Source organism: Wolbachia endosymbiont (group A) of Longitarsus flavicornis, from assembly GCF_963931955.1.
GTDB lineage: Bacteria > Pseudomonadota > Alphaproteobacteria > Rickettsiales > Anaplasmataceae > Wolbachia.
The window spans coordinates 18,850-40,956 of sequence record NZ_OZ008337.1; the positions used below are offsets into that span (position 1 = coordinate 18,850).

27 protein-coding genes, 1 tRNA gene and 3 pseudogenes are annotated in these 22,107 nt (G+C 36.3%); 4 read left to right on the top strand and 27 right to left on the bottom strand.

Going from position 1 to position 22,107, the window contains the following annotated elements:
• Positions 1–2 precede the first annotated feature (2 nt).
• The 15 genes and pseudogenes from AABM58_RS00090 to AABM58_RS00160 form a co-directional block, all read right to left on the bottom strand.
• Complete coding sequence (locus tag AABM58_RS00090) at positions 3–338, bottom strand: GPW/gp25 family protein (protein ID WP_253302207.1); 336 nt, start codon at positions 336–338, stop codon at positions 3–5.
• A gap of 33 nt (positions 339–371) precedes the next feature.
• Positions 372–1,469, bottom strand: a complete 1,098-nt coding sequence (locus AABM58_RS00095) for a PDDEXK nuclease domain-containing protein (RefSeq protein ID WP_253302206.1) — start codon at positions 1,467–1,469, stop codon at positions 372–374.
• On the bottom strand, positions 1,453–1,689 hold the full coding sequence (locus tag AABM58_RS00100) for a PAAR domain-containing protein (RefSeq protein ID WP_338405926.1): 237 nt from the start codon (positions 1,687–1,689) through the stop codon (positions 1,453–1,455). Before AABM58_RS00100 ends, AABM58_RS00095 begins: the two co-directional genes overlap by 17 nt.
• Positions 1,655–2,447, bottom strand: a protein-coding gene (locus AABM58_RS00105; RefSeq protein ID WP_338405927.1) for an IS5 family transposase whose coding sequence is annotated in 2 segments (ribosomal slippage) — positions 1,655–2,182 and positions 2,184–2,447 — 792 coding nt in all. Because the reading frame shifts where the segments join, the coding sequence is not laid out codon by codon here. The genes AABM58_RS00100 and AABM58_RS00105 overlap by 35 nt, the downstream gene beginning before the upstream one ends.
• Positions 2,448–2,580: 133 nt before the next feature.
• On the bottom strand, positions 2,581–3,045 hold the full coding sequence (locus AABM58_RS00110) for a phage baseplate assembly protein V (protein WP_253302204.1): 465 nt from the start codon (positions 3,043–3,045) through the stop codon (positions 2,581–2,583).
• The gene (locus AABM58_RS00115) at positions 3,032–3,508 is read right to left on the bottom strand and encodes a hypothetical protein (protein WP_338405928.1); all 477 of its coding nucleotides are present in this window, start codon (positions 3,506–3,508) and stop codon (positions 3,032–3,034) included. Before AABM58_RS00115 ends, AABM58_RS00110 begins: the two co-directional genes overlap by 14 nt.
• Positions 3,505–4,026, bottom strand: coding sequence for a phage tail protein (locus tag AABM58_RS00120; protein WP_338405929.1), 522 nt, complete (start codon positions 4,024–4,026; stop codon positions 3,505–3,507). The genes AABM58_RS00115 and AABM58_RS00120 overlap by 4 nt, the downstream gene beginning before the upstream one ends.
• Positions 4,027–4,332, bottom strand: coding sequence for a head-tail joining protein (locus tag AABM58_RS00125; protein WP_253302202.1), 306 nt, complete (start codon positions 4,330–4,332; stop codon positions 4,027–4,029).
• 188 nt (positions 4,333–4,520) lie between these two features.
• Positions 4,521–4,814, bottom strand: a pseudogene (locus AABM58_RS00130) (major capsid protein); the annotation flags it as partial.
• Between the two features lie 17 nt (positions 4,815–4,831).
• Positions 4,832–5,658 (bottom strand): annotated as a pseudogene (locus AABM58_RS00135) (IS5 family transposase).
• A gap of 51 nt (positions 5,659–5,709) precedes the next feature.
• A pseudogene (locus AABM58_RS00140) lies at positions 5,710–6,402 on the bottom strand (hypothetical protein); the annotation flags it as partial.
• Positions 6,403–6,752: 350 nt separating this feature from the next.
• Entirely contained in the window at positions 6,753–7,421 is a 669-nt protein-coding gene (locus tag AABM58_RS00145; RefSeq protein ID WP_338405931.1) for a JAB domain-containing protein, read from the bottom strand.
• A 186-nt stretch (positions 7,422–7,607) separates the two neighbouring features.
• Positions 7,608–7,736, bottom strand: coding sequence for a hypothetical protein (locus AABM58_RS00150; RefSeq protein ID WP_338405932.1), 129 nt, complete (start codon positions 7,734–7,736; stop codon positions 7,608–7,610).
• A gap of 69 nt (positions 7,737–7,805) precedes the next feature.
• Positions 7,806–7,973, bottom strand: a complete 168-nt coding sequence (locus AABM58_RS00155) for a hypothetical protein (RefSeq protein ID WP_338406861.1) — start codon at positions 7,971–7,973, stop codon at positions 7,806–7,808.
• Positions 7,974–8,231: 258 nt separating this feature from the next.
• Positions 8,232–8,519 carry a helix-turn-helix domain-containing protein gene (locus AABM58_RS00160; protein WP_338405933.1) on the bottom strand — a complete coding sequence of 96 codons (288 nt, stop codon included), beginning with the start codon at positions 8,517–8,519 and terminating at the stop codon, positions 8,232–8,234.
• Between the two features lie 751 nt (positions 8,520–9,270).
• Here AABM58_RS00160 and AABM58_RS00165 point away from each other — a divergent pair.
• Both AABM58_RS00165 and AABM58_RS00170 read left to right on the top strand, forming a co-directional pair.
• A complete protein-coding gene (locus AABM58_RS00165; protein WP_338405934.1) occupies positions 9,271–9,954 on the top strand; it encodes a reverse transcriptase N-terminal domain-containing protein in 684 nt (227 codons plus the stop codon).
• A 266-nt stretch (positions 9,955–10,220) separates the two neighbouring features.
• The gene (locus AABM58_RS00170; RefSeq protein ID WP_338405935.1) at positions 10,221–12,275 is read left to right on the top strand and encodes a recombinase family protein; all 2,055 of its coding nucleotides are present in this window, start codon (positions 10,221–10,223) and stop codon (positions 12,273–12,275) included.
• Positions 12,276–12,280: 5 nt separating this feature from the next.
• On the opposite strand, the gene AABM58_RS00175 is transcribed toward AABM58_RS00170, so the two are convergent.
• From AABM58_RS00175 to AABM58_RS00220, 10 genes are all read right to left on the bottom strand, one after another.
• Complete coding sequence (locus AABM58_RS00175; protein ID WP_338406862.1) at positions 12,281–12,511, bottom strand: reverse transcriptase domain-containing protein; 231 nt, start codon at positions 12,509–12,511, stop codon at positions 12,281–12,283.
• A gap of 11 nt (positions 12,512–12,522) precedes the next feature.
• Positions 12,523–12,918, bottom strand: a complete 396-nt coding sequence (locus AABM58_RS00180; RefSeq protein ID WP_338405936.1) for a reverse transcriptase N-terminal domain-containing protein — start codon at positions 12,916–12,918, stop codon at positions 12,523–12,525.
• 405 nt (positions 12,919–13,323) lie between these two features.
• Positions 13,324–13,893, bottom strand: a complete 570-nt coding sequence (locus AABM58_RS00185; protein WP_338405937.1) for an Rpn family recombination-promoting nuclease/putative transposase — start codon at positions 13,891–13,893, stop codon at positions 13,324–13,326.
• Between the two features lie 108 nt (positions 13,894–14,001).
• Positions 14,002–14,787 (bottom strand): hypothetical protein, encoded by a 786-nt coding sequence (locus tag AABM58_RS00190; RefSeq protein ID WP_338406863.1) that lies wholly within the window; start codon positions 14,785–14,787, stop codon positions 14,002–14,004.
• A gap of 65 nt (positions 14,788–14,852) precedes the next feature.
• Entirely contained in the window at positions 14,853–15,242 is a 390-nt protein-coding gene (locus AABM58_RS00195) for a phage tail tube protein (RefSeq protein ID WP_338405938.1), read from the bottom strand.
• On the bottom strand, positions 15,217–15,627 hold the full coding sequence (locus AABM58_RS00200; protein ID WP_338405939.1) for a DUF3168 domain-containing protein: 411 nt from the start codon (positions 15,625–15,627) through the stop codon (positions 15,217–15,219). Before AABM58_RS00200 ends, AABM58_RS00195 begins: the two co-directional genes overlap by 26 nt.
• A 135-nt stretch (positions 15,628–15,762) precedes the next feature.
• The gene (locus AABM58_RS00205; protein ID WP_095742630.1) at positions 15,763–16,311 is read right to left on the bottom strand and encodes a head-tail connector protein; all 549 of its coding nucleotides are present in this window, start codon (positions 16,309–16,311) and stop codon (positions 15,763–15,765) included.
• A 136-nt stretch (positions 16,312–16,447) separates the two neighbouring features.
• Positions 16,448–16,759 (bottom strand): ECH_0659 family protein, encoded by a 312-nt coding sequence (locus AABM58_RS00210; RefSeq protein ID WP_319803698.1) that lies wholly within the window; start codon positions 16,757–16,759, stop codon positions 16,448–16,450.
• Between the two features lie 343 nt (positions 16,760–17,102).
• Positions 17,103–18,638, bottom strand: a complete 1,536-nt coding sequence (locus AABM58_RS00215; protein ID WP_338405940.1) for an ankyrin repeat domain-containing protein — start codon at positions 18,636–18,638, stop codon at positions 17,103–17,105.
• 219 nt (positions 18,639–18,857) lie between these two features.
• Positions 18,858–19,067: a WPE palindromic element domain-containing protein gene (locus AABM58_RS00220; protein ID WP_338405941.1), complete on the bottom strand. Its 210-nt coding sequence runs from the start codon at positions 19,065–19,067 to the stop codon at positions 18,858–18,860.
• Positions 19,068–19,090: 23 nt separating this feature from the next.
• Between AABM58_RS00220 and AABM58_RS00225 the strand changes: the two genes are divergently transcribed.
• On the top strand, positions 19,091–19,237 hold the full coding sequence (locus AABM58_RS00225; protein WP_338405942.1) for a hypothetical protein: 147 nt from the start codon (positions 19,091–19,093) through the stop codon (positions 19,235–19,237).
• 482 nt (positions 19,238–19,719) lie between these two features.
• Here the strand turns inward: AABM58_RS00225 and AABM58_RS00230 are convergent, their stop codons facing one another.
• Positions 19,720–20,316 (bottom strand): RDD family protein, encoded by a 597-nt coding sequence (locus AABM58_RS00230; protein ID WP_338405943.1) that lies wholly within the window; start codon positions 20,314–20,316, stop codon positions 19,720–19,722.
• Between the two features lie 24 nt (positions 20,317–20,340).
• Positions 20,341–20,423, bottom strand: a tRNA-Leu gene (locus tag AABM58_RS00235).
• A 106-nt stretch (positions 20,424–20,529) separates the two neighbouring features.
• On the opposite strand from AABM58_RS00235, the gene AABM58_RS00240 reads away from it, so the two are divergent.
• Complete coding sequence (locus tag AABM58_RS00240) at positions 20,530–21,981, top strand: replicative DNA helicase (RefSeq protein WP_338405944.1); 1,452 nt, start codon at positions 20,530–20,532, stop codon at positions 21,979–21,981.
• Positions 21,982–22,107 lie beyond the last annotated feature (126 nt).

Below are 22,107 nucleotides of genomic sequence, written 5' to 3' on the forward strand. Positions count from 1 at the left end.
CTTTATACCACAACCCCGTCAAAGCGAATATTTCTTCCACTTGGTAAGTATAATCCTTCTAGATCAAGCGTTACTTTTCCTTCTTTCACTTCTGTGATTTTTACTTTCTCGAGTTTGAACCTTGTTTCCCACTTTTGTAGTGCTTCTGCTACCGCTGCATAAATTTCTAACGAAAAATCTCTATTTATTGGCCGATCTACTAATTCAAGTAACCTCGATCCATAGTCCCTACGCATGATTCTGCTGCCTATCGGCGTGGTCAGTATGTCAACTATCGATTGCTTTAGATGGTTTAATCCTTCCAATTCTTTTCCAGTATTAACGTCCATTCCTCGCATAAATACGTTGCCTTTTGTGTTATATCTGTTTAATCATTTTCTTCTTAGTACTTTAAGTCGTTCGTATTTTTCACGAGCTATAGAGATAGCTTTTCTCAACTTCTCCTCAAGAATTTCCTTAGGAGGCAGATGTGTTAAATACTGCGCAACATGAATATTAGATCCTTCAAGCTCCAGGTATTCTATATCTTCTTGATCCTTATCAGCACATAAAATAATCCCTAGAGGTTTTTCTTCATCTGGTTTTCGTTCATTTTTATCTAACCAATTTAAGTACCATTCCATCTGTCCTTTATAAGCTGGTTCAAATCGACCAATTTTTAGTTCTATTGCAACAAGACGTCTTAATCCTCTATGAAAAAATAGCAGGTCTAAATACCTATCAGTTGCATCAGTGCTCATCCTTTTTTGACGTGTTATAAAGCAAAAATCATTACCAAACTCTTGTAAAAATTTTATCAGTTCATCCAAAATCGTATTTTCTAGATCAGTCTCACTATGACTTGATGGCAATTCCACAAAGTTAAGGAAGTATGGATCGTGAAAAATGAATTCGGGGGCTAACGTATTTTCTTCACGTAACTGTTTGATGCTTTGTCTTATGAAGTCCTCAGGCTTTTTTGCTAGTGCTGTACGTTCATACAACATGGTATCGATTCTACTACGTAGTGCTCTAACACTCCATCTTTCAATACGACACATTTCTATATAATAATTACGCTTCAGCTCATCAGAAATTGCAATAATTTCTACAAAATGTGACCAACTCAATTGTTGTGACAGTGTCGCGACAATTTCTTGATCGGGAAAGAATTTGGAAAATTGCACCATCCGAAATAATGAAGCTCTATCAAATCCACGTCCATATTTCATCTGAAGTTCTTTTGCAAGTTGGGAGATGATTTGCTTCCCATAATCTGCACGTTTGTGCTTTAGGATATCTTGATCAATTCTGGAGCCAATTTCCCAGTTTAACAATACTAGAGTAGAATTGAATTGAACAGAAAGATGATTCTTTGCTCTATCTATTAAATTACTAACGTCTCCTAATAGGCTAGTAGTTATATCCATGTTCATAATTTTACTTTTGGTAAGTATAGCACATGGTTTATTTTTATTCTGAAAAAACATTACTACTTCCACTTATTACTTTGAACCCACAAGATACTGAATCCCCAACTCTTCCTATACCATGACCATTAGCAAACACTGTTTTTGACCCTTGTGCCATTACCTTATCTTCACTAAAACTATCTCCTTGCCTACAAATTGGTCTACTATTCGCAAATACATCACTGCTTCCTCTTAGAACCTGTTCATAATCTTTTGAGGAACAAAGCAGTGAAAGCAAGAACTACCATTTGCAAGCTGGTGTTGAGTTTACGCTCGCAATTTTTCCATAACCGTCTACATTTTTCCAACCAAGCAAAAGAACGCTCTACAACCCATCTTTTTGGCAATACAGCAAAGGTATGTAATTCACTGCGTTTTATTACCTCAACAGTTGCACCAATAGTTGCTTTTATTTGTGTTGCAAAATTCTCTCCCGTATAGCCTGCATCAACCAGTACATTTTTAACTCCCGAGAGGTTTTCTTTTGCATTTTCTACCATTCTCACAGCACTGCTACGGTCAGTTATCTCTGCTGTTGTTACATAAATTGCATGTGGCAAACCTTGCGTATCTACTGCAATATGGCGTTTTATTCCTGAAATCTTTTTGCCTGCATCGTAGCCTTTTTCTTCAGCAGTATCTGCATTTTTTACACTCTGTGCATCAATTATGCAGAAGCTGGTTTTTTCTTTCCGACCATTGTTTTGTCGGACTACGCCAACTATTTTTTTTTAACACCAGCTCCAGAACACTTTCTTTATTTGCATCTGGTTTTTCACTCCACTTCTTAAAATAGTCGTAACAATTGCGCCATTTTGGAAACTCTTTTGGTAGCATTCTCCACTGACAAACGCTTTTCAGAACGTATAACACTCCACAAAATACATCATACAAATCAAGTTTTCTTGGTTTTGTTTTTTTTCTACAGGACTCTAGATCTGGTAATATAATCTCAAATCTTTCCCGACTTATATTACTTGGGTATAAACTCCTCATATATCCTAACTTATATACATTATCTCTTAGTTTATTCCTTTCTTGAGATCATGTACAGGTTCTTATACAAAAATGCGGCATAGCTTCTCCACAGTAGTCTCCTAGCCTCACTATTCCTTTTTTCACCTTTTCCTCAATTTAGATTTATTCTTTGTGCCTTAAGTTTTATTCCGTCTTTTGTCATCTCTATGCTTGATCCTCCTACTTTCAACATTAGTTTATCTACTACATCAATCTCAAGATGATGCTTCTCCTTATCGTACGATAATTTCGTTCCATCCTGAAACTCAAAAATATGAGCATCTTTTCGGCATTCTGAGGGAAAATACTTCTGCTGATAAATTGCTGGTAACACTACCCCTAATGATAATTCCCCAAATGGCGATAATACTATCACTTGTTCATCGAGACTCAATGGTGACCAGATTCTATCTTCTCCAGCTCTTCTTGCTATCCATGGCAGATAATCTGTTACAATATCTCCTATTTGCACTTTTACTCTCGCTTTTTCATAATCTACTTCTTTCACAAGCCCAATACGTACAATGTTAGCTAACTTTCTTTGCAACTCTGAAATAGCAAAATTACTTTCCAACATTAATTCCTCCAACATTTATGCTATGTGGCTTAATTTTTTCCTCTAACCAGACTGATTCTCCTAAATGTAGCTCGTGTACCCATTCTACCATCCACACTAAATACGCATCCAATTCGGGTCTAAATCCGTCAATTTCCGCAGATATAAATTCACCTGGCGAAACATTTTCCACGTTCCAAGTATTTTTATTCACTACTTTCGCAACTGCTGCTGCTAATTCTCTCACAACCACCGAGTAATCCTCGACTGTTCCATCAACTACCACTCTCGCCTCAAATCTTGCTTTCAGGGCTAATTCTTCTGTTCCCGGATCTTTTCCTTGCTCTAAACTTGACAATTCTACAAATACCGCTGGCGCTACTATTTCCCTTCTTATCGTTGGATATACTTCACATGTCTTTATCGCTGGTATTTCTTTCTTCAACATCCTGCAAATTGCTTTGTGCAACTCAGTTAAAATCATACTTTTACAATATAGTTTAATTCACGCTCAAAATATTTCTCAAATATCCCTTCTGTTTCATAATTAACTAGCTCCTTTATTATTTTTGATGCTTCTGGCTCCAGTGCTAATTTTACCTCTTGTATTGGCAAAGCTGTTCTTCCTTCACGCCTAAAAACACCACTATTTCCTCTTGGCATTGTTGCCATAAATGCTACTATAAACTCATGTTTTCCTATTTTTGTACCTCTTTTTGTTTGTCTCATTTTACCCATTGATGAAGCTTTGATGTCATACAAGTTTGCTCTTATTAAAACCTCCAATCTACTTGTTCTTGCCTTAAAGATTCGCAACCTTTTTCTCATTATCGTTAATTTTATCTTCTTTTCCTCACTAATTTCCTTAGCAGCTTGCGTTTTTAACCAAAGTGCTGTTTTGTTTAGTGCCCTCATCGTCGCTTTTTCCACTTTTTTCCTTTCAGCATCTATACTTTGCATAACTTTTTCTATGCTACCGGTGACTTCGATGTTAATACGCATCTATACCCCCACTGCTTGTATTTTCCATACCATTCCCGAATTATCCCTAAGTGGTGGTGAATATATTTTGTACTTACGCTTATCAATAATAAAGATATCTCCTACTACTGGCTGCAATACATCGAATATACTCACCTCCAAAATCAACATCTCCCCTACAAATTGTCCTTCACCAATCTCGTATAATTTATCTGGCTGTTGTTTTAATATCTGCACCAGGTATGACTTATCCTTTGACTCATACAACGCTTGCTCTCCTAAATGTGCAAAACAATCTTTCAATAACCTTTTAATATTTTCTTGCATTCTTCCTTTATACTTACTAAACTTCTAAAGCTTGTGTAGGCAGAGCAATCTTTTTTCGTACCTCCTTTCTTGTAGTTGCTCTGTCTACAAAAACCATTTGCATACCTTGCCTTTATATAGTAACTTAAAAAGCACGCTAAGAAAGTGGCTATATTGGTAGGAGGGTTTGATTGAAGTCATTCTCTCCTCTATGCTGTAACAAGCTTGACTAATATGCCTGGACGATGGCACATTGGTAAAGGATTTGACTGAGTATGTAAATCGGTCCCTCTATCAAATCTTCTTGGCTCTTGTTTTGCATAGAGTGGCTGTCCAAGGGTATTCACCGTTTCATTAAAGTCCGCTGGCGCAAAATATGTCGTAAATGTGTTAGCTGTACCAAGTGGAAAACAGTGTCCCGTATCTTTTTCTATAAATCTTCTCACAATTCCTTCAGGATCAGTTGCTTGTCCTCTGTACTCCTCAAATGTTATTCCACAGAATAGACTTCTTTCAAAATTCATGTATGGAGCTCAAAATTGTGAATTGCAGCAATCAAATTAAACCTTAAACCAAAACGTTTTCGTCGGTTTCTATACCTGTCCGAGATGATTTTAAACCTTTTCAATAAGCCAATTACGTTTTCAACAATTGCCCTTTGGCTCATAAGTGCCCTGTTCTCTTTTTTTTGTTCTTTGCTTAACGGATTCTTTTTCATTTTCCTGTGCGGTAATACAACATTTTTGTGTATCTTCTGCATTCCCCTGTAGCCGGCATCAGCTAAGATTTTGGTGTCCGGTAATATTGCTACCTTTGATTCTCTAAACATCCGAAAATCGTGTTTTCTACCATTCGAGAAAGATGTGCATATGACTTTTTTACTCTTCTTCTCTGTTACTATTTGTGTTTTTATAGTATGCCTTTTTTTCTTTCCAGAGTAGAAGGGCTTTTGCTTTTTTTTGGTCTCTCTACTGGCGTTTCAGTTCCGTCTATTACTAAAACTTCATATTCTACATCACTCTTTAATAGCTCTTTTTTTCCTGGTAATGCAAAATCTGGATGTTTTATTAATATGTCTTCTACCTATCTTATTATTTTAAAACTGTTACTTTCACTCATGCCATAGCTTTGCCCAATATGAAAATATGTACGATATTCTCTTATATATTCCAGTGCCATAAGTAGCCTGTCTTCTATGCAAAGTTTACTTTTTCTTCCACTTCTAGCTTTTTTTCTTTTATCCTCCACTTCTAGAATTTCTACCATTCGCTCAAATGTTGCTTTTTTTACCCCTGTTAAACGTCGAAACTTTTCTCCTTCTAACTTTTCTATTTCCTTATATTTCATGCTTTCAAATACTTCATCTTACACTCCCTCTAACAATTTTGAAAGAAGTCTATTGTCTATTTCCACATCTATTACAGCTCCTTTTTGAACAGCACTTTCACCGACTTTCCTCAGTTCTTCAAGTTGCTTGTCTAGCTGTGGCTGCACCTCTTTTTGCAGTTCGTTATAAGTTTCACCTACCAGCTCATTCTGCAATAGCCTGTCATGAAACTCTGCACCCTTCAGCATTAATTCACGCATTATTTTTTTTAGTTCACCTTTTTTGACTTTGTGAAAATGTGTGCCTAATATCACATACTCGGAAAAACTCCATTCTCCTTCATGACATGCATTTATCCTTATTCCAGCAGATAGAGCTTGATCCACAACCTTATGCATCTCTTTTGGGCTGCCTGCTTTTACCACTGCACTTTTAAACCAGCTCAACTTTTTATTTTCCCTTGCACTTAGCTTTATTTTTTGCAAGCCTGAGGTAAATGGATTTAAATTTTCTGGATAATCTTCTTGATTACTTGCTGGTTTTGTACCATAAATATGGTCAAGTCCTTCTTCGAAGTTTATTTGGTTTTCGCGACCATCTCTACTAGGGGAAGGCATTGTACCTCCAGGATTTTGGTTATTAATTTTGCTCACAAAGTTAGACGGTTGTATATCAATGCCCTCAAGAGCACTAAATATTTTGCCCAATAACTTGCGGTTAATATTGAATTTACGATTTTTTTTATTTGGGTCTTTTCGAACCATTGTAATTTTTTTACTAGCCATATAAGCCTCCTATATTAAGCATATTATCTAAGTCTATAGCGCAATTTATTGCTTTACTATTAACTTAATATACAAATATTAGAAAGATCTTGTATAGTTTGCAACTTTATAACAAAAGAATAGAGCTTTTTGGGCTTTTATTCGTTTATTATAACTTAACATGCAAGTTATACAAAGATCTTGTATACTTTACAACTTTTGTGATGTCTTTTTCCAAATCTCAGCTATAGAAATATGCTTTCCTTAAAGCACTTATATTCATATTTCGTATTGTTTCCACTAGCAGTGGTAGCCAAACTTCCCAAACCTGAAAAATTTGGCATCCATCTTTATAACAGCTCTCTTTCCTTAAAGCTGCAATATCCTTTGTCCGTCACAATAATGTGATCCTCTAGCTCAATTCCCACCCCTTGACATGCTGACACTAATTCTCTAGTCATAACTTTATCATCTTCTGATGGTTCTAAACTCCCTCCTGGATGGTTGTGAGCTAATATTATCGATGCTGCCTCCATTGATAATGCCTTTTTTACCACTTTCCTTTCAGATAGGTGTACTTCATCTATTGTACCAAAATACACTTCATCTCTTATCAGACGGTTCTGTTTATCCAAGTATATTACCAGGACAGCTTCTTTTGCTGAAAAGCCTATGTTTACCCTTACATACTCTATCAGCTTTTCTTGACTATCCATTACAGGGCCTCTCTTTAACCCTTCTCTTAGTGCCCTCTTGTAAGCTTCTTTAACACATTCAATTGCTGCAGCTGCATGTTCGGTCATTCCGTCTATCATTTTCAGGTCATCGATTTCTCGCCCTAAAATTTCTCCTATTCCTGGGCAATTATCCATTAAAGTTTTAGTCACATCTTGTGCTTGCTTTCTGTCATGAACTGCTCCTAGAAGCACTGCCACTATTTCGCGATCAAATAGAGCACTTCCTCCTCCGCTTTGTAGTACTCTCTCTATTTCTTCTGTAAGTTTTTCACTATTATTCATAAAATATACTCCTCGTTAATAACAAATTGTTTTTAATTGTTTACTGCTACTTTTTTAGCAGTCTTGGCATAAAGCCATAGCTTCCGAGTGAAGTCAAATCAATTTTTCAATCTTTTTTACTTATTTTTTCATCAAAAAATTAAGATATTAACAGATGCTTATTTTATCTAATTGAAAATTAATTCTTTATGTAAAAGAAGTTGTTACTATTTTAGAAATAACATCAGTAGAAAAACCTAACTTGAGTAAATTATTTGCAACTTTCATTTCCTCTACTTTATCAATCTTCTCTTTGTAAATTTGCTTTCTTTGCAATAAAAATTCTACCCATATATTCAGTTTATCTAGTGATTCTTGATTATCAATTTTTCTATATTCTCTTGCCTAACTTAATAATTCATCTTCTGCTTCACCATCTTTGCAATCATTTTCTTTATATTCCTTTATCAAATCTTCAACATCCACTGATAATTCTCTTGCTATTTCCCATAACCTTTCACTTAAAATCGTAACACTCCCTTGCTCGTAGTGATGTATCTGTGAGGGTCCTATATTAAGCTTTTTTGCTAATTCTTCTTGCGTATAGCCTCTTCCACTTTTTTATCTCTTGTCCTCTGTTTGGCTCGTATCTCTCTTTATCAGCATATTCTTCGGTTGATAAGCCTGTTGCTTGATAGATAATCTCAGTATCAAGCCCTGCCTTAACTAGATCCTTTGCAATTTTTATTCTTGCTGCTTTTATATTACTTTCTTCCTCAGTTCGGATAGATTTGGTTAATGCATAAATTGCTTTGCGTCCTTCTATTCTTTTTATTTTTCTATGAAATTATACATTTCCTGGATCTTAGCTTTGTCAAAACAACTGCTTTCTTTTAGTACTTTTTGCCCAGGAAAGAGATTTCTAACATTAATTGATAACGCCTCTGCTAGGATTTTTAACTTTTCAGTTGGAATGCCACATGTTCCTTGCTCGTATCTTATCAGTGTATGATAGTTTATGCCTGCCTTGTCTGCTAAGTTTTTCAGAGTATATTTTTGTTTTAACCTCCAGCTCCTTACTTTTTGTGCTATCTGGTACCTTATCGAGATGTTTGTCATAAATATTATACAGGTTAACGTAAATCAACTACGTTTAATTGTTGAATATTTCTTCAGAATTGTGTATAATTATTAATGCTTTTTAGGTACCCTTGCTATGGCTCTTTCTAAATTTCTTGACCCCAAAAATGATGTCGCCTTTGTGCGACGTGAAAAGTCGCTTATTAAATTGTTTAGCAGGTCACCCTGACTAAACCGAGTGTTTTGCCGCTCGTACCCTACTAGACTGTACAAAAGCAGTAATGCTTTGTGCAAAGCGTTTAGGACAATGAACCCGCCTGAAAAGGAGAAGTTCGGTCTGCGAAGAAAGAACAATGCTATAAGTGTCGAGTTGGCACGGGGGCTAGGGTTAATGGTATGGATAGCGCAAGCAAATGATCCTAAGCATCGTTACGTCGAACAAGCCAAAGACACTGATAGGCTTGAACCAAAAGGTAAGTAGACTGGTTATCAAACTGAACGCATTTGATACGCAAACATCAAGGTCACCGGTGTAGAGATCAATCCTAACCCGTTGTTGTTTAATAGGTGGAACACGGAAACCCCATATATCTCTGGGTTGGATATTCAGTAAGGCCGATCGTGAGAAAGGCTTATGGGTATGTGGGATTGGGAGTGTGGAAAAAGTGAACGCTCATCTGTAATGGATGTGATACAGGTTTAAACGTTACCTGGCTCGAAAGAGAACTGACGTCCACAATGGTCATCTTGGACAAGATTGTTTGTAAAACTTTTAAAGAGAGGAAAGCAGATGGTTACAGGTAAAATTGTAAGTGCACCTTTCGGTACTGCCGAGCACTGGAACCAAATTAATTGGTCTCAATGTAAGAAAAAAACCAGGAAGCTACAAGCTCGTATTGTTCAGGCAACAAAAGATGGGAGATGGAATAAAGTGAAAACTTTACAACATCTTCTCACACGTAGTTTTAGTGCTAAAGCATTAGCAGTGAAACGCGTAACTTCGAACAAAGGAAAATACACGGCTGGTGTTGATAATCAGTTGTGGCAAAGTCCTTCAGCTAAATCTCAAGGAATTGCTAGCCTAAAGCGACGTGGATATCGCTCTCAACCTATGAGACGCATTTATCTAATCAAGCCTGAGGGCGGCAAGCGGCCGATTAGTATTCCAACTATAAAAGATCGTGCGATACAAGCCTTATACCTTATGGGCTTGGACCCTGTTGCAGAAACAATAGGAGACACTCACTCATATGGATTCAGGGTGCATCGTTCAGCAGCAGATGCGGTAAGTCAAATTTTCATAACATTGGCAAGACGTGATGCTCCGCAATGGATTTTAGAGGGGGATATTAAGAAGTGTTTCGAACGATCAATCACCTTAATACCCCCTTCAATAATCAAGCAACTAAAGAAATCACAGTTACAGATCCAACGCATCCACTATTTGGCAGAACTTTTCCCATATCATCTGTAAGCTCAAAAGCCCATAAGGGTGGCAATGTGTTTGTTACTTATCGTAACTACATCATTCTACGTATTCCGTTTTCTGCTGCTGACTTAGTTAGTAAGCAAGATTTTATCATCAGCAAGTTAACATTGGCTTCATTATACGAGTTTGTTTCTTTAGCAAAGGAGTATAAATTATGCCATGTAAACCACATCAAGTGTGGCAGAAAATGCCGCAAAGTTTCAAGTCAGAAATTTTAGAAAATATATTATTAGAATCCAAAGAGGTTATCCATGAGTACATCAGAACTAATCACAGCACAACACCTAGCACGCGAAGCAATAATTTACATCAGACAATCAACACCTCATCAAGCACTGAGCAATCAAGAAAGCTTGGAGTTACAGTATGCACTGAAACAAAGAGCAATTGACCTTGGGTGGAAAGCTGATAGTATTGTAGTCATTGATAGTGATCTAGGTTTGACTGGTGCTAGTGCCGAAAAGCGTGAAGGGTTTAAGGAAATTGTCACTAAAGTTACCTTAGCAAAGGTAGGGATTATTCTTTCTTATGATGTAACACGCTTGTCGCGTAATTGTTCAGACTGGTACCCATTACTGGACATATGTGGCTATAAACAGTGTTTGATAGCCGATAGAGATGGTATTTATGACCCTGGTACCATTAATGGTCGGCTGCTACTTGGTCTGAAAGGACAACTTGCTGAAATGGAGTTATCTACTATAAAAGCTAGACTAAATGCTGGACTGCTAAATAAAGCAACTAGAGGCGATTTAGCATTATCTCTTCCAGCTGGCCTTGTTCGTAATATTGATGGTTCTGTGAATAAGGATCCTAACCTTGAAGTTCAGTCTCGTATTAATCTTATTTTTGAAACTTTTTTGGAAAAACGAACAGCATCAAAGGTTCTAAGACATTTTAATGATTATCAACTTACCATTCCTAGATATGACAAATTTAAAGAACTGCAGTGGAAAAAGCCAACTGTGGCAGCAATTACTTCAATACTCAAAAACCCAGCTTATGCTGGAGCATTTGTTTATGGACGTTCCCGTACTACACGCCATAAGCCATCTTCTGTTGACAAAATAACAAAAAAATTACCAATGGAGGAATGGAAAGTTTTAATCAAAGATAAATATTCAGCTTATATAGATTGGGAAACTTTTATAAAGATTCAAATGATGCTAAAAGATAATCATGCAGAATATGATCGCAATAAAACACGTGGTATAGCTATACCAGGTGCAGCATTATTGCATGGAATAATCTATTGTGGAGAATGTGGACACAAAATGTTGGCACAGTATAAAGAAGGAAACCGTTATTTATGCAACTATTTACGCCAGCAGTACCTTGTGCCTATATGTCAACTTTTACCAGCTGATATTATTGATAGTGAGGTAGTTCCCAAATTTTTTGCAGCACTTGGTCAAATTGAGCTTGATGCTTATACTCAGGCGATTAACTCACAATTGCAATCTGAACAAGCAATTAATAAAGCACATTTACAACAATTAGAGCGTCTAAGGTATCAAGTTAGATTGGCAGAAAGACAATTTAATCAAGTAGACCCTGACAATCGTCTTGTAGCTGCAGAACTTGAAAGACGCTGGGAACAAGCATTGAAAGAACTCCAGCAAGCAGAAATTATGTTCGAACGTCAGCATCCACGTAAACCAACACCTCAATTATCTGAGAAATTGAAAACAGTATTTTTAGATGTAGGCAAAAGATTACCTGAGATTTGGCATAAGCCAGTTCTGTCACGTCAACAACGAAAGTCCTTTCTCCGTTGCCTAATTGATAAAGTAGTAGCACACAGAATTAAACGCGACTGCTTACAAATACGCATTGTATGGCATGGTGGAGAAACTACTACTTCTAATGTGCCTATTCCAGTAAGATCTTTTCGTGAATTAACTGCAGCAACAGAAATGGAGCAATCTATAATAAAGCTCAGTAAAGAAGGCAAGACAGATATGGAAATTGCTAAATACTTAGAAGAACATGGGCATCGCTCTCCCATGAAAAATGTTGTATTAGAAAGCACAGTAAAAACAATTAGATTAAAGAATAACATCTTTCTGAAAAAGTGGCAATCACATCCAACTAAAGTGCCTGGTTACTTTACTATTCCACAAATCGCAAAAATCCTTAAAGTTCCCAGCCACTGGCTTTACGATAGAATAAACAATGGTCAAATTAAAATACGGAAAGATGATAGTATTGGAAAGGGTAAATATCTATTTGAGGATAAACCAGAAACTGTTAAAATGTTTATGGACTTTAAAGATGGTAAGTTCAACAATCTAAATTTTTTATAGGAGTATCAATATGTATAATCAAAGCATCCAGAAATATCAGCATCTAATACATATGCTGTTTTCTGTTTTAGCACATCAAATATGGCTTCAATTGCATCATGACATGATCTACCAGGTCTAAAACCATAAGTGTTTGGCTCAAGTTTTGCCTCCCATTCTGGTTCTAAAGCCATTTTTACAAGTGTTTGTTTTGCTCGACAGATATAGTGGGTATACCAAGCGGGCGATGCTCCGATGGCTTACCAGGTCAGACACGTCTTGATGGCTTTGCTTTTCCTTTTATATCTAAAGAATATGATAGTTGTAATCTTTCTTTTTGATTAAGGTTAGCCTTTCCATCAATACCTGCAGTCTTCTTCCCCCTATTGTCCTGTGTTACTTTCCTAACAGCGAGTGTTTTTGCACTTGTTGATTTGAGTAATAATCTCTGAAGATTATGCATCTTTTTGATATCATTACATTTAGAAGCTTGGTAAATTCGTTTTTGTAGCTTAAATGAAGATTTCTTCAGCTTTCGCCAAGGAATTCCATTCCATTCATACCTAGCTTTTTGCTGGTCCATAACATATTCACTACTATTCACCACTTTACCTTCCAAATTAAAGTGTTTACGTCTGCATATCCCAGATATTACTTTGGGCATTAGCTTCTTCTTCCACATAGCAGCTTGTGGTTGGCTACCTACTTATATTTTAATGAATATAAGAGCTTTTATGTGGTTACTCCGTTCCATGGCTTCGTTTCACGTTAAACTTAGATTCCTACTATTTGCCGGAAGCTGGGAACATCAATAACTAAAGTCTTCAATCTTTAGTTCCCCTTTTGCTTCGTACCATTTTGGTCTATGCGTAGTTCAACCTCTTTTCGCATACTATGCTTTGACGACAATTCAAACATAGGTTCCTCTCGTAATCATATCTAACTCTGTTTGCAGGATGAGGTTTAGTGTTACCTGCTTTTATCTCATGCTTGCATCCCAAAGGTTGCCACCCTTTAAAATGTGAGATATACATTATCCCCGATGTCTAGGGAAGATGGAATTTAACCATCACAAAACCACGGCTTTCCGGGTCGCACTAAAAAAGAAGCACCACCTTTCTACTATACTTTCTAACTGCTCTACTTTATTTTTTGCGAATTTAGGCAACTCAATAAAGACAAACTGAAAATCTTTTAAGTAATGGCCGTTAGTTTTTATATCACGTATATTGTGAGTAGAAATATAATCAACTTCTTCAGGAAGTAAGTTACAATTTGATATAGCAATAAAGAAAATCTTCTGTAAATTGGCGTACCTAATAGATTGCCTTGAATAAGCTTTGGCAGCGTAATATTGAGCACGTTTTTCAAAGCCCTTGTCTCTAGCGAGCTGCATTTCTGCTATATATCTATTTCCGTGAGAATCCTTGCAGAGAACATCAACAATACTTTGTTTATCAGAGGCAATTTCAGGGTTCATAATGGTGCTGATGAATTCTATTTCTTGTATAGTATTAACTTCAGTACACCCTAAAATATCGTTCAAAAAATGAATAAGAATATTCTGATTTCTCTCAGTACCAAATATTTTTTTAAATGTTAGGTCCAATTTTGGATCGAGAAACTTAGAAAAAGCCATAAGAAATCCACTTAGAAAGCATTAATAATTATACACACAATTGTTCAATCCTATTTTGAAGTATTACAACTTTTGACCTAAAAGATAGAGAGAAATCAGAGGGTAAGTCTATACAGATCGACCTTTTTGTGGATCTGCGTTTCTGCTTTCTTCAACTTGTTTTGCAAAAGATGTTTCCTGTTTCTGAAGTGGTTTAGCAATTTCGCGCACAACGGCAGTAACTGCTGTTAAAAATGTTTTTAACAATGCACCTAAAACTCCACCAACTGCTTCCCTGCCATGTATATGAGCTTGCTTTTCGTTACCGTCAGCAGTTTCCCCTGCCCTCCTTCTTGGATCCATCCTATGAGCAATCACCGAAAACAACACTCCCCTGATTGAAGACTTCACTTTTTCCTTTGCTTCGTGGACATCCCCATCTTTTGCTGTTTCATGTCCATGACTTAAGTGTTTAGCGTTCATTAGCTCCTTTTGTTGCTGGGCAAACATGCCACTTAATACTTCTTCTATCACTTGCTTTCTCCTCTTCTCTCTAACTCTTTTCATAGATTCTGATTTATCGCGAGTATGCTTTGTGGTTTCAAGTTCTGCATCAATATCTTCGGACGCAGCCTGACTATATAAAGTCTCTATGAGCCTATCTATACTTCGCTTTATTTGCATAGTCCTTTCGTAACTATCTAAATTGTCAATTCCTTCGTCGATCTGATTTAGAATATCCTCAAAAACTTTTAAATAGTCTTGAATATATTGTATTATGTATTGCTTATCTTCCTCTTTGTGTTGTTTTTCTTGATTTTGCTGATTTTCATTTTCTAAACTTCTCTCTCTTTTATCATCGTTATTTTCTTCAATATTATCACCGTCTTCCTCGAAAAGGTCTTCGTCGTTCATGATTTTTTTTAATTTAGTTAAAATTCTCACCAGTTACTATTGTATATGAAAAAATTAAATTAACATTAATGAAAAGCGTTTACAACTTCAGCACTGACTAAAACGACAGTAAAACTGTCAAAAGTAACAGGATCATAATATCTCTCATACAGTTCAACTGAACATCGTAATCTGATCTTTTCTTTAGCATTAAAACTAATTTCATAATCATTATTAGAGTTTAGCATAGCAGAATTACGTAATAATTCATCAGCTAATACAGAGTCTAAAATTCCATTAATTTTTATCGTAATATGTCTGCTTCCAGCAGAGTCCAATACTTTTCTCCAGCCAAAAGAAGAAATATCTCTCACCTCTTCTCTGTTATTACGCAAAGTAAACCTTAGGTTTCGTATATTATTTAACACAATAAAATTATTGTCATGATCTTTAATTTTTAGCTGTAATTTGCTCATTATCACCTCCTTTTATTAAAATATCAAAATTAATTGTTGAATGTAAAATTTCATCGTGCTGACTCATAGCACAATTACTTTCCAAAATAGTTTCATTATCAGAATATTTAATACTCTTAAGTATCAAGTTAATATGCCTTATAATGGCAAACATACTGTCTATATGATAAGTATATATGTCGCATGAAAATCTTGCCTTTGTAGCAAAATTGGACAGCATATGCAGGTTATTATAATTCACTACACGCAATCTCAGGTAAGGAATGGTGACCTGTTTAGGTAAGTAGTCATAAATGTTAGTAACATATTTCCTTAAATCAGAGTTTGCTTTTAGTGCTTCATAAATGCTACTGTACAACTCGTTTATAGCTTGAATTTTTTTCATAATTAACCCTCGAAAGATATATAGAAACTCGTCATCCCGCTGCTTGTTAGCGGGATCTATGTTAAGAGATACCGCGAATGAATCGCGGTATGACGTTGGCAAGTCTTATTTACTTTAGCTATATTTCATCCTTATCTACAAAACAACCTTTGGTTCGCGAAATGGAGAATATACCTTCTTCACTTCAGATAAATGGCTACTTACCTCCGATTCACGATTTTTGTAAAGAGCAGAAACATGCCGCATAATACCTAGTTTTATCTGCTCAGGAACATTGTCATAACCAGCTTCGTATACAACATCAACTCTTATTGCATTCAAACAATTGAAAAACTCAACGTAGCCCCCTACATCACTAAAATAATACTTAAGTGTACTCTTCTCTTGATTTTTAGACATCATTGCAGTAGCCAATACTATCTTACTCACAGGGCCATAGCTTAAATAGATCCTACGAGGTACATAATCTTCATATGAAACTTGCCATGTTTGTTTCACCAGTGACTTTTCCATATGCCATTCAGCGTAATCAGTTGCCATAAAAATTAGATCTGAAATCAACTTATCATCCTGGTCGTTCTCAATGCGTAAAAAAGATTTAACCTCTTCTAAAGTAACTGGAAAAGATTCAGGCTTAGATTTACGTTGCACAGATATTCTTGGTGAAGTAGATCTTATTGACATAATAACCCTCCTTTTTGATATAGCTAGAATAAGTAAGGTTTACCTCGTGACAGCGTGGGGCAAATCTTACTTACTTTAGCTATGCAGCTTGCATTCAACATTAAATTAAATTGGCGCAGCAACAACTCTGAGTGCTTTATCGTATGAATATATTGAAAAGAGAACGTATTAAAGCTGTTTCTCCTTTTTTATTGATAAAATTTGAACTTATAGCGTATTCAACTAGGCTGGATTTTAGTAGATTGACATTTTGAGAATGAATATTATTAAAGGTGGAGTTTAACTCTTTAGCAAGCAGACTGCGAAATTTTTGCACACTGTCATATGCGATATTTTCAAGTTCATGTGCAAATTTATCTTGAGCTATAGTTGTTATATCTTCAATTTCCTTATTAAACTCCTCTAGCTTTTTTTCGTTATTTTTAAAATTTTTCGTAAAAGTTTTCATATCAATTAAACTCAACTACTTTTATGATTATAACTGTAATAAAAAAACTACCAAAGTAAAAAATTCACACTACTGTGTAACTTGCAAATACTTTTACGCGCTAGGGCTATAGGTGTTATCCCAGCTCGTCATGCAAGTAGCCTCCTTTTCCTGTCATCCCGCGCGGAACAATTAACCGTCATACCGCCGCGGCGCTAGCACGTAGCGGACCGTCATACCGTCACGGTATCTCTAGATCCCGCTGCGGGATGACGATTGCCAGGGTGTCATGCAAGTAGCTGACACATAACTGTACGAACATTACCTCCTGGGACAATGTTCGTGCAGCTGTGGGTGCTAAGTTTTACAAACACCGTTGTGCTGAACCTTGAATATCCACTTCTTTCAATTCAGTGTCAGGAGCGATGGGTTTTGATATTGTGTATGTAATGCCACCGGCTATCAGTGCAGATACCACAGAAGCTGCAACTATTAATAGAGCAGACAATCCGGAAGCAATACTAAGAGCAGCACCTACTGCTAACATAGCTGCAAGGCTCGCGTAGGCAACTTTTGGGGAAAATTGTCTTTTTCCTACTTTTTCTAGTGACACTTCATTTGTTTTAGTTTTGCCCAGTTCACCCTCAAGTGGTGTGTTTTCATTCTCCAGACTTTTTATTTTTTGTGTCAGTGATTCATTCTCTTTATTGAATTGTTTCAACTTAGTCTCATGTCTAGCTATACAACTTTTTGATTCTTCTAGTTCCTTTTGCGCTTTTTCTAACAACACTTCTGCTTTAGAATACTGACTTTCTGTTTTGTCTAATTTATCCTTAAGCGTTGCTTTTTCACTTTCTAGATCTTGTATTTTTTGTTCTAGTGATTCATTCTCTTCATTGAGTTTCTCCAGTACTTCCAATTTAGTCTCATGTTCAGTGACACAATTTCTCAATTCTGTTAGTTCCTTTTGCGCTTTTCCTAGTCCACCCTCAAGTGTTGTGTTTTTACTTTCTAGATCTTGTATTTGTTGTTTTAGTGATTGATTCTCTTCCTTTTGAGATCGCAGTGCGTTTTCTAGAGTCTGATTATCAACATTTTCCTCAACATGATTTGCCCCATCATGATTTATTTCGGAACGGGAAGAGGTATTAGATGCAGTCTCAAGTCCTAATTCTAGACCGCTGTCCTCACTATCACTTTCATCAGTAAGAATCCGTTTATCACTATATGTAGCATTTGTTTTTTTCGATGACTCAATTTTTTCTACCATATTCTTAACACTAACACGTAGGCATTGCTCATCTGCTGTACTGTCACTACTTTCACCCGTAACAGAAGTCTGTTTATCATTACGTGTAGCATCGTGTTGTTTCAAATAAGGACTTATAACATTTGCTGGTGCAGCAGCTGCATTATTCCCGTTCACAACTAAACCTTCTGGAGTTTTATTCGTTTTTATTATGATATCTCTTGGAGTTTTGTCTTTATTCTTTTCTAATTGAGGATTTGCTTTTCGTAAAAGCTGTATTATCTCTTGATTACCATTCGAAGTAGCAATGTCAAAAGGAGTCAGTCCAGAGTGATCTTTCATAGTAGCACTTACTTTGTTTTCCAGCAGGAGCTTCACCATTAGTGCATTACCGCATTGTACAGCAAAATGTAATAATGTACCTCGTGCTGTAGTGCTATCTGGCATTTGCAGCTTAAATTCGTGGTTTTTATAAAAACTGTCAGATTTAAATATGTTATATACTATTGTATATGGAGAATCTATTCCGTTCTCATCACTCTTTTCTTTTAATTTATCTTGTACTTTTTTTAATACATTATCGCTGCTTAAGTCTTTGCGTTTACTTACTTCTCGTATTATTTCAAAAAACCTTTCCTTTTCTATTGCCACAACCTTTACACCTAATTTATTTATTATTGCTGGACAGTCTCACAAAAAAGTTAAGTTTGTCGAAATTCCATGTTTGATCTAAAAATTAGTCACAAACATTTTCTATGCAAGTAGCTCTGTACGAACATTGTCTATCAGATCCAAGTGGCTGACACTGGTTCTTTTATGACGGCAGTACCCTCTTCTTGTCATTCCAGTGCGTGACACTTGAATCTCATTTTACTTTATGATGATGTCATGAAAGTAGCTTTCCATCCAAAAGGGTGTCATCCCAGTTCCTTGACTACTTGGATCCAGAAAAAAGAATGGTGTCATGCAAGTAGCTGACACTGGTTTCCATCCAAGACGGCAGCGCCTCCTTCTTCTGTCATCCCAGTGCCCAGACACTGGGATCCAGGAAAGTTTGCTTGTGAGCAAGCAAACTAGCATAGAAAGTGGTTACAACATTTTCGATGAGATTATATGGAAAACTGGATCCCAGTGTCAGCTACTCGGATGACAAAAAAAGGAGCACTGGGATGACATCATCCTTTTTTGGGATTCCAGCGTCACGCGCTGGAATGACAGCAATCTACGTCATACCGCCGCGGTATCTCTAGATCCCGCTGCGGGATGACGGTTGTCGTTTAGCTATAAATATTTAAGAAATTTACCAAACGAAAAAAAAGGCAAAAGAAGCCCCGTGGTTGGCTAATTACTTACATTATACTTTCAAGTATGGCGTTTTTTTATTCTAAACGTTTAATAACCACGACTCAGCTGCTTTTAAACCGCAACTAATCTAAATTATAAACGTTAAGAAATTTACTAAACAGAAAAAAAGGCAAAAGAAACCCTAGGGTAGCTAATTATTCACTATCCATTTTTTAAGTTGGCGTTTTTTTATGTTTTAAATGCTTTATAAGCGTATTTCAGCTTGAAAACCCAGAAATTTGATAAAGACATAGAGTGCACATAGTGCAAAAAATTAAACATGAGACGCCAGATACGTGAGTTTTTTTGTCATTTAATCTGTACAGAGAAGATAAATAAATAGCTTCAATTTCATGATAAGAGGGCTGGCGGAGTTTGTCAAGTAATTTTAGCTCTGCCTTCTAAGGCTTTTACTCGTGACAACCACTGTGCCTGCGATCTTATCGTGCCAAGTTTGGCAGCGTTTATCGAAATTTGACCATAAAAAGCCCAAGAATAATGGTGCAACTGATAGTATGAGGGAAAAAAATCTCTTGGTTGCTTGCCTTAAAGTCATTTTTCCGAAGGTTTGTGCATCCACAACTCTGAGCCCAAATAATAGTTTTCCAGGTGTAGCAGCAAACTTTACCCACATATATATTACATAGCAAAAGAGCATAATAAACTGGACTATTTGATTTAGGATTAGTAATTTTATAAGTCTACTCTGCGTTGTCTTTTCTTCTATAGACAGTGGCACTTGCATTTGATATTTTGCAGCAATTTGGCTTAATATTTTGCTATCCTCTGAGTTCATAAAGAGCTGATTTAAGGCTTGGCCGCAAAACTGCAAGAACAAAACGATAATAATCAAATCAAGCAATACTGATATATAGCGCCTGAGGCCCGTTACATAACATATTCCATTTTCGTCTTTCTTTACCTTTTGAATAACATTTATAGAAGAAAAAATAGAAAATAAACGATCAAAAAATTTATGTAACATATATACACTTTCCAATATTTAACGTGCCCCTGGCCGGACTTGAACCAGCATGCTTTTGCAAGCAACAGATTTTGAGTCTGCCGTGTCTACCATTCCACCACAGGGGCATTAAGTTTTAATGCTATAGGTAGCACAAAATTAGTCAAATTTTATATGTCTTTCAAATCAAAACTAAATATTCTACAATAATCGATAGTTACTCTTAAATGCAGAATGAATAAATTAGCTGATCTCCTTGATTCAAGAGGTGTAGACAAAGAAATATGTAAATTACCGCATAATTTAGAAGCTGAACAGATGCTTATTGGTGCAATGATTCGTGATAATAGAATTTGTGATGCAGTTGAAGACACAATTACAGCAGAAAATTTCTATGATCCACTGCATCAAAGTATTTTTACGCAAATATCTAAAACCAGAAAACATGGCATAGTTGCCAATGAACTGAGCCTTAAAATGTTTTTTGAAAACGACCAAGCATTTACCGAGTGTGGTGGGGTAGAGTACTTAGCAAAGCTTGCAGCGAAGGCAAGTATTGCACTTGATATTTATAGTTTGACTAGAATAATCCGTGATACTTACTTAAGGAGATGTTTAATTAAGCTCGGGCAAGAAATAGTTGGTGATAGCTACAACTACGATATTGAAAATCCTGCACAGGCACAAATTGAACAAGCAATGACAAAATTGTTCAATTTGGCAGTAAAAAAACAAGGTGAGAAAACATATATAAAACTTGCAAGTTCAGTCAAAGATGTGGTTGAGAAGATCAGCGCACTGAAAAATAATCCAGAAGCGCTAGGCGTTACAACCGGACTTCAAGATCTAAATCAGCTTCTTGGTGGTCTACAAAAATCTGATTTATTAATTTTAGCTGCAAGGCCTTCTATGGGTAAAACAGCATTGGCGCTAAACATCGCACTTAATGCTTGTAAGATGTTGCAAAAAAGAACAGATAAACAACACCATGTAGCGTTTTTCTCACTTGAAATGTCAGCAGAGCAATTAACTGCAAGATTGATTACTATAGATTCAGGAATTAGTTATTATAAGGCATTAACCGGGAGAATTAGTGATTTTGAATTGCATGAATTTATCAATACTAGTACAGAGTTATCTGAACTGCCTTTCCTCATAGATGACACCCCTGCACTATCAATTAGCGCACTTCGCACTAGAATACGTTTGCTGTATCAATTATATAATGTAGAAGTGGTATTCATTGATTATCTGCAGCTAATCAGAGGAACGACAAAAAGGAGTAATGAAAATAGAGTGCAAGAAATCTCGGAAGTGACGCAGGGTTTGAAAGCAATTGCAAAGGAGCTAAATATTCCCATTGTTGCACTATCTCAGCTCTCTCGTTCTGTTGAGCAGAGGGATGATAAAAAACCACAACTTTCTGATTTACGTGATTCAGGAAGCATAGAGCAGGATGCAGATATAGTAATGTTCCTCTATAGAGAAGAATACTACGAATTGAGAAAGCAACCAAGTGAAGGAAGCAATAAACATCGAGAATGGCAAGAGAAAATGGAGAAAATTAGAAATATTGCAGAGCTTGTTATTGCAAAGCAGAGGAACGGGCCAATTGGCAGTGTGAAATTATATTTTGACTCTAACAGAGGTGCATTTAAAGATTACACGGAAAGGCATATTTCATAGCCTTCAGCAATCTTTTGTCAATATCTATCCTTGTCATCCCGCTACTTGTTAGCGGGATCTATGGCCGGGATACCGCGGTGGTATGACGGTAAGGTTTACCTTATTATGATTTATTAATTTGCTAAT

What these genes read in the sequence shown, in the direction of transcription:
- AABM58_RS00115 (WP_338405928.1), bottom strand. Translation starts at nt 3,508, where the DNA reads ATGATTTTAACTGAGTTGCACAAAGCAATTTGCAGGATGTTGAAGAAA.
- AABM58_RS00170 (WP_338405935.1), top strand. Translation starts at nt 10,221, where the DNA reads ATGAGTACATCAGAACTAATCACAGCACAACACCTAGCACGCGAAGCA.
- AABM58_RS00090 (WP_253302207.1), bottom strand. Translation starts at nt 338, where the DNA reads ATGCGAGGAATGGACGTTAATACTGGAAAAGAATTGGAAGGATTAAAC.
- AABM58_RS00220 (WP_338405941.1), bottom strand. Translation starts at nt 19,067, where the DNA reads ATGCTAGTTTGCTTGCTCACAAGCAAACTTTCCTGGATCCCAGTGTCT.
- AABM58_RS00210 (WP_319803698.1), bottom strand. Translation starts at nt 16,759, where the DNA reads ATGAAAACTTTTACGAAAAATTTTAAAAATAACGAAAAAAAGCTAGAG.
- AABM58_RS00195 (WP_338405938.1), bottom strand. Translation starts at nt 15,242, where the DNA reads ATGAGCAAATTACAGCTAAAAATTAAAGATCATGACAATAATTTTATT.
- AABM58_RS00230 (WP_338405943.1), bottom strand. Translation starts at nt 20,316, where the DNA reads ATGTTACATAAATTTTTTGATCGTTTATTTTCTATTTTTTCTTCTATA.
- AABM58_RS00185 (WP_338405937.1), bottom strand. Translation starts at nt 13,893, where the DNA reads ATGGCTTTTTCTAAGTTTCTCGATCCAAAATTGGACCTAACATTTAAA.
- AABM58_RS00190 (WP_338406863.1), bottom strand. Translation starts at nt 14,787, where the DNA reads ATGAACGACGAAGACCTTTTCGAGGAAGACGGTGATAATATTGAAGAA.
- AABM58_RS00205 (WP_095742630.1), bottom strand. Translation starts at nt 16,311, where the DNA reads ATGTCAATAAGATCTACTTCACCAAGAATATCTGTGCAACGTAAATCT.
- AABM58_RS00125 (WP_253302202.1), bottom strand. Translation starts at nt 4,332, where the DNA reads ATGCAAGAAAATATTAAAAGGTTATTGAAAGATTGTTTTGCACATTTA.
- AABM58_RS00225 (WP_338405942.1), top strand. Translation starts at nt 19,091, where the DNA reads ATGAGATTATATGGAAAACTGGATCCCAGTGTCAGCTACTCGGATGAC.
- AABM58_RS00110 (WP_253302204.1), bottom strand. Translation starts at nt 3,045, where the DNA reads ATGTTGGAAAGTAATTTTGCTATTTCAGAGTTGCAAAGAAAGTTAGCT.
- AABM58_RS00095 (WP_253302206.1), bottom strand. Translation starts at nt 1,469, where the DNA reads ATGTTTTTTCAGAATAAAAATAAACCATGTGCTATACTTACCAAAAGT.
- AABM58_RS00200 (WP_338405939.1), bottom strand. Translation starts at nt 15,627, where the DNA reads ATGAAAAAAATTCAAGCTATAAACGAGTTGTACAGTAGCATTTATGAA.
- AABM58_RS00160 (WP_338405933.1), bottom strand. Translation starts at nt 8,519, where the DNA reads ATGACAAACATCTCGATAAGGTACCAGATAGCACAAAAAGTAAGGAGC.
- AABM58_RS00165 (WP_338405934.1), top strand. Translation starts at nt 9,271, where the DNA reads ATGGTTACAGGTAAAATTGTAAGTGCACCTTTCGGTACTGCCGAGCAC.
- AABM58_RS00240 (WP_338405944.1), top strand. Translation starts at nt 20,530, where the DNA reads ATGAATAAATTAGCTGATCTCCTTGATTCAAGAGGTGTAGACAAAGAA.
- AABM58_RS00145 (WP_338405931.1), bottom strand. Translation starts at nt 7,421, where the DNA reads ATGAATAATAGTGAAAAACTTACAGAAGAAATAGAGAGAGTACTACAA.
- AABM58_RS00120 (WP_338405929.1), bottom strand. Translation starts at nt 4,026, where the DNA reads ATGCGTATTAACATCGAAGTCACCGGTAGCATAGAAAAAGTTATGCAA.
- AABM58_RS00180 (WP_338405936.1), bottom strand. Translation starts at nt 12,918, where the DNA reads ATGCCCAAAGTAATATCTGGGATATGCAGACGTAAACACTTTAATTTG.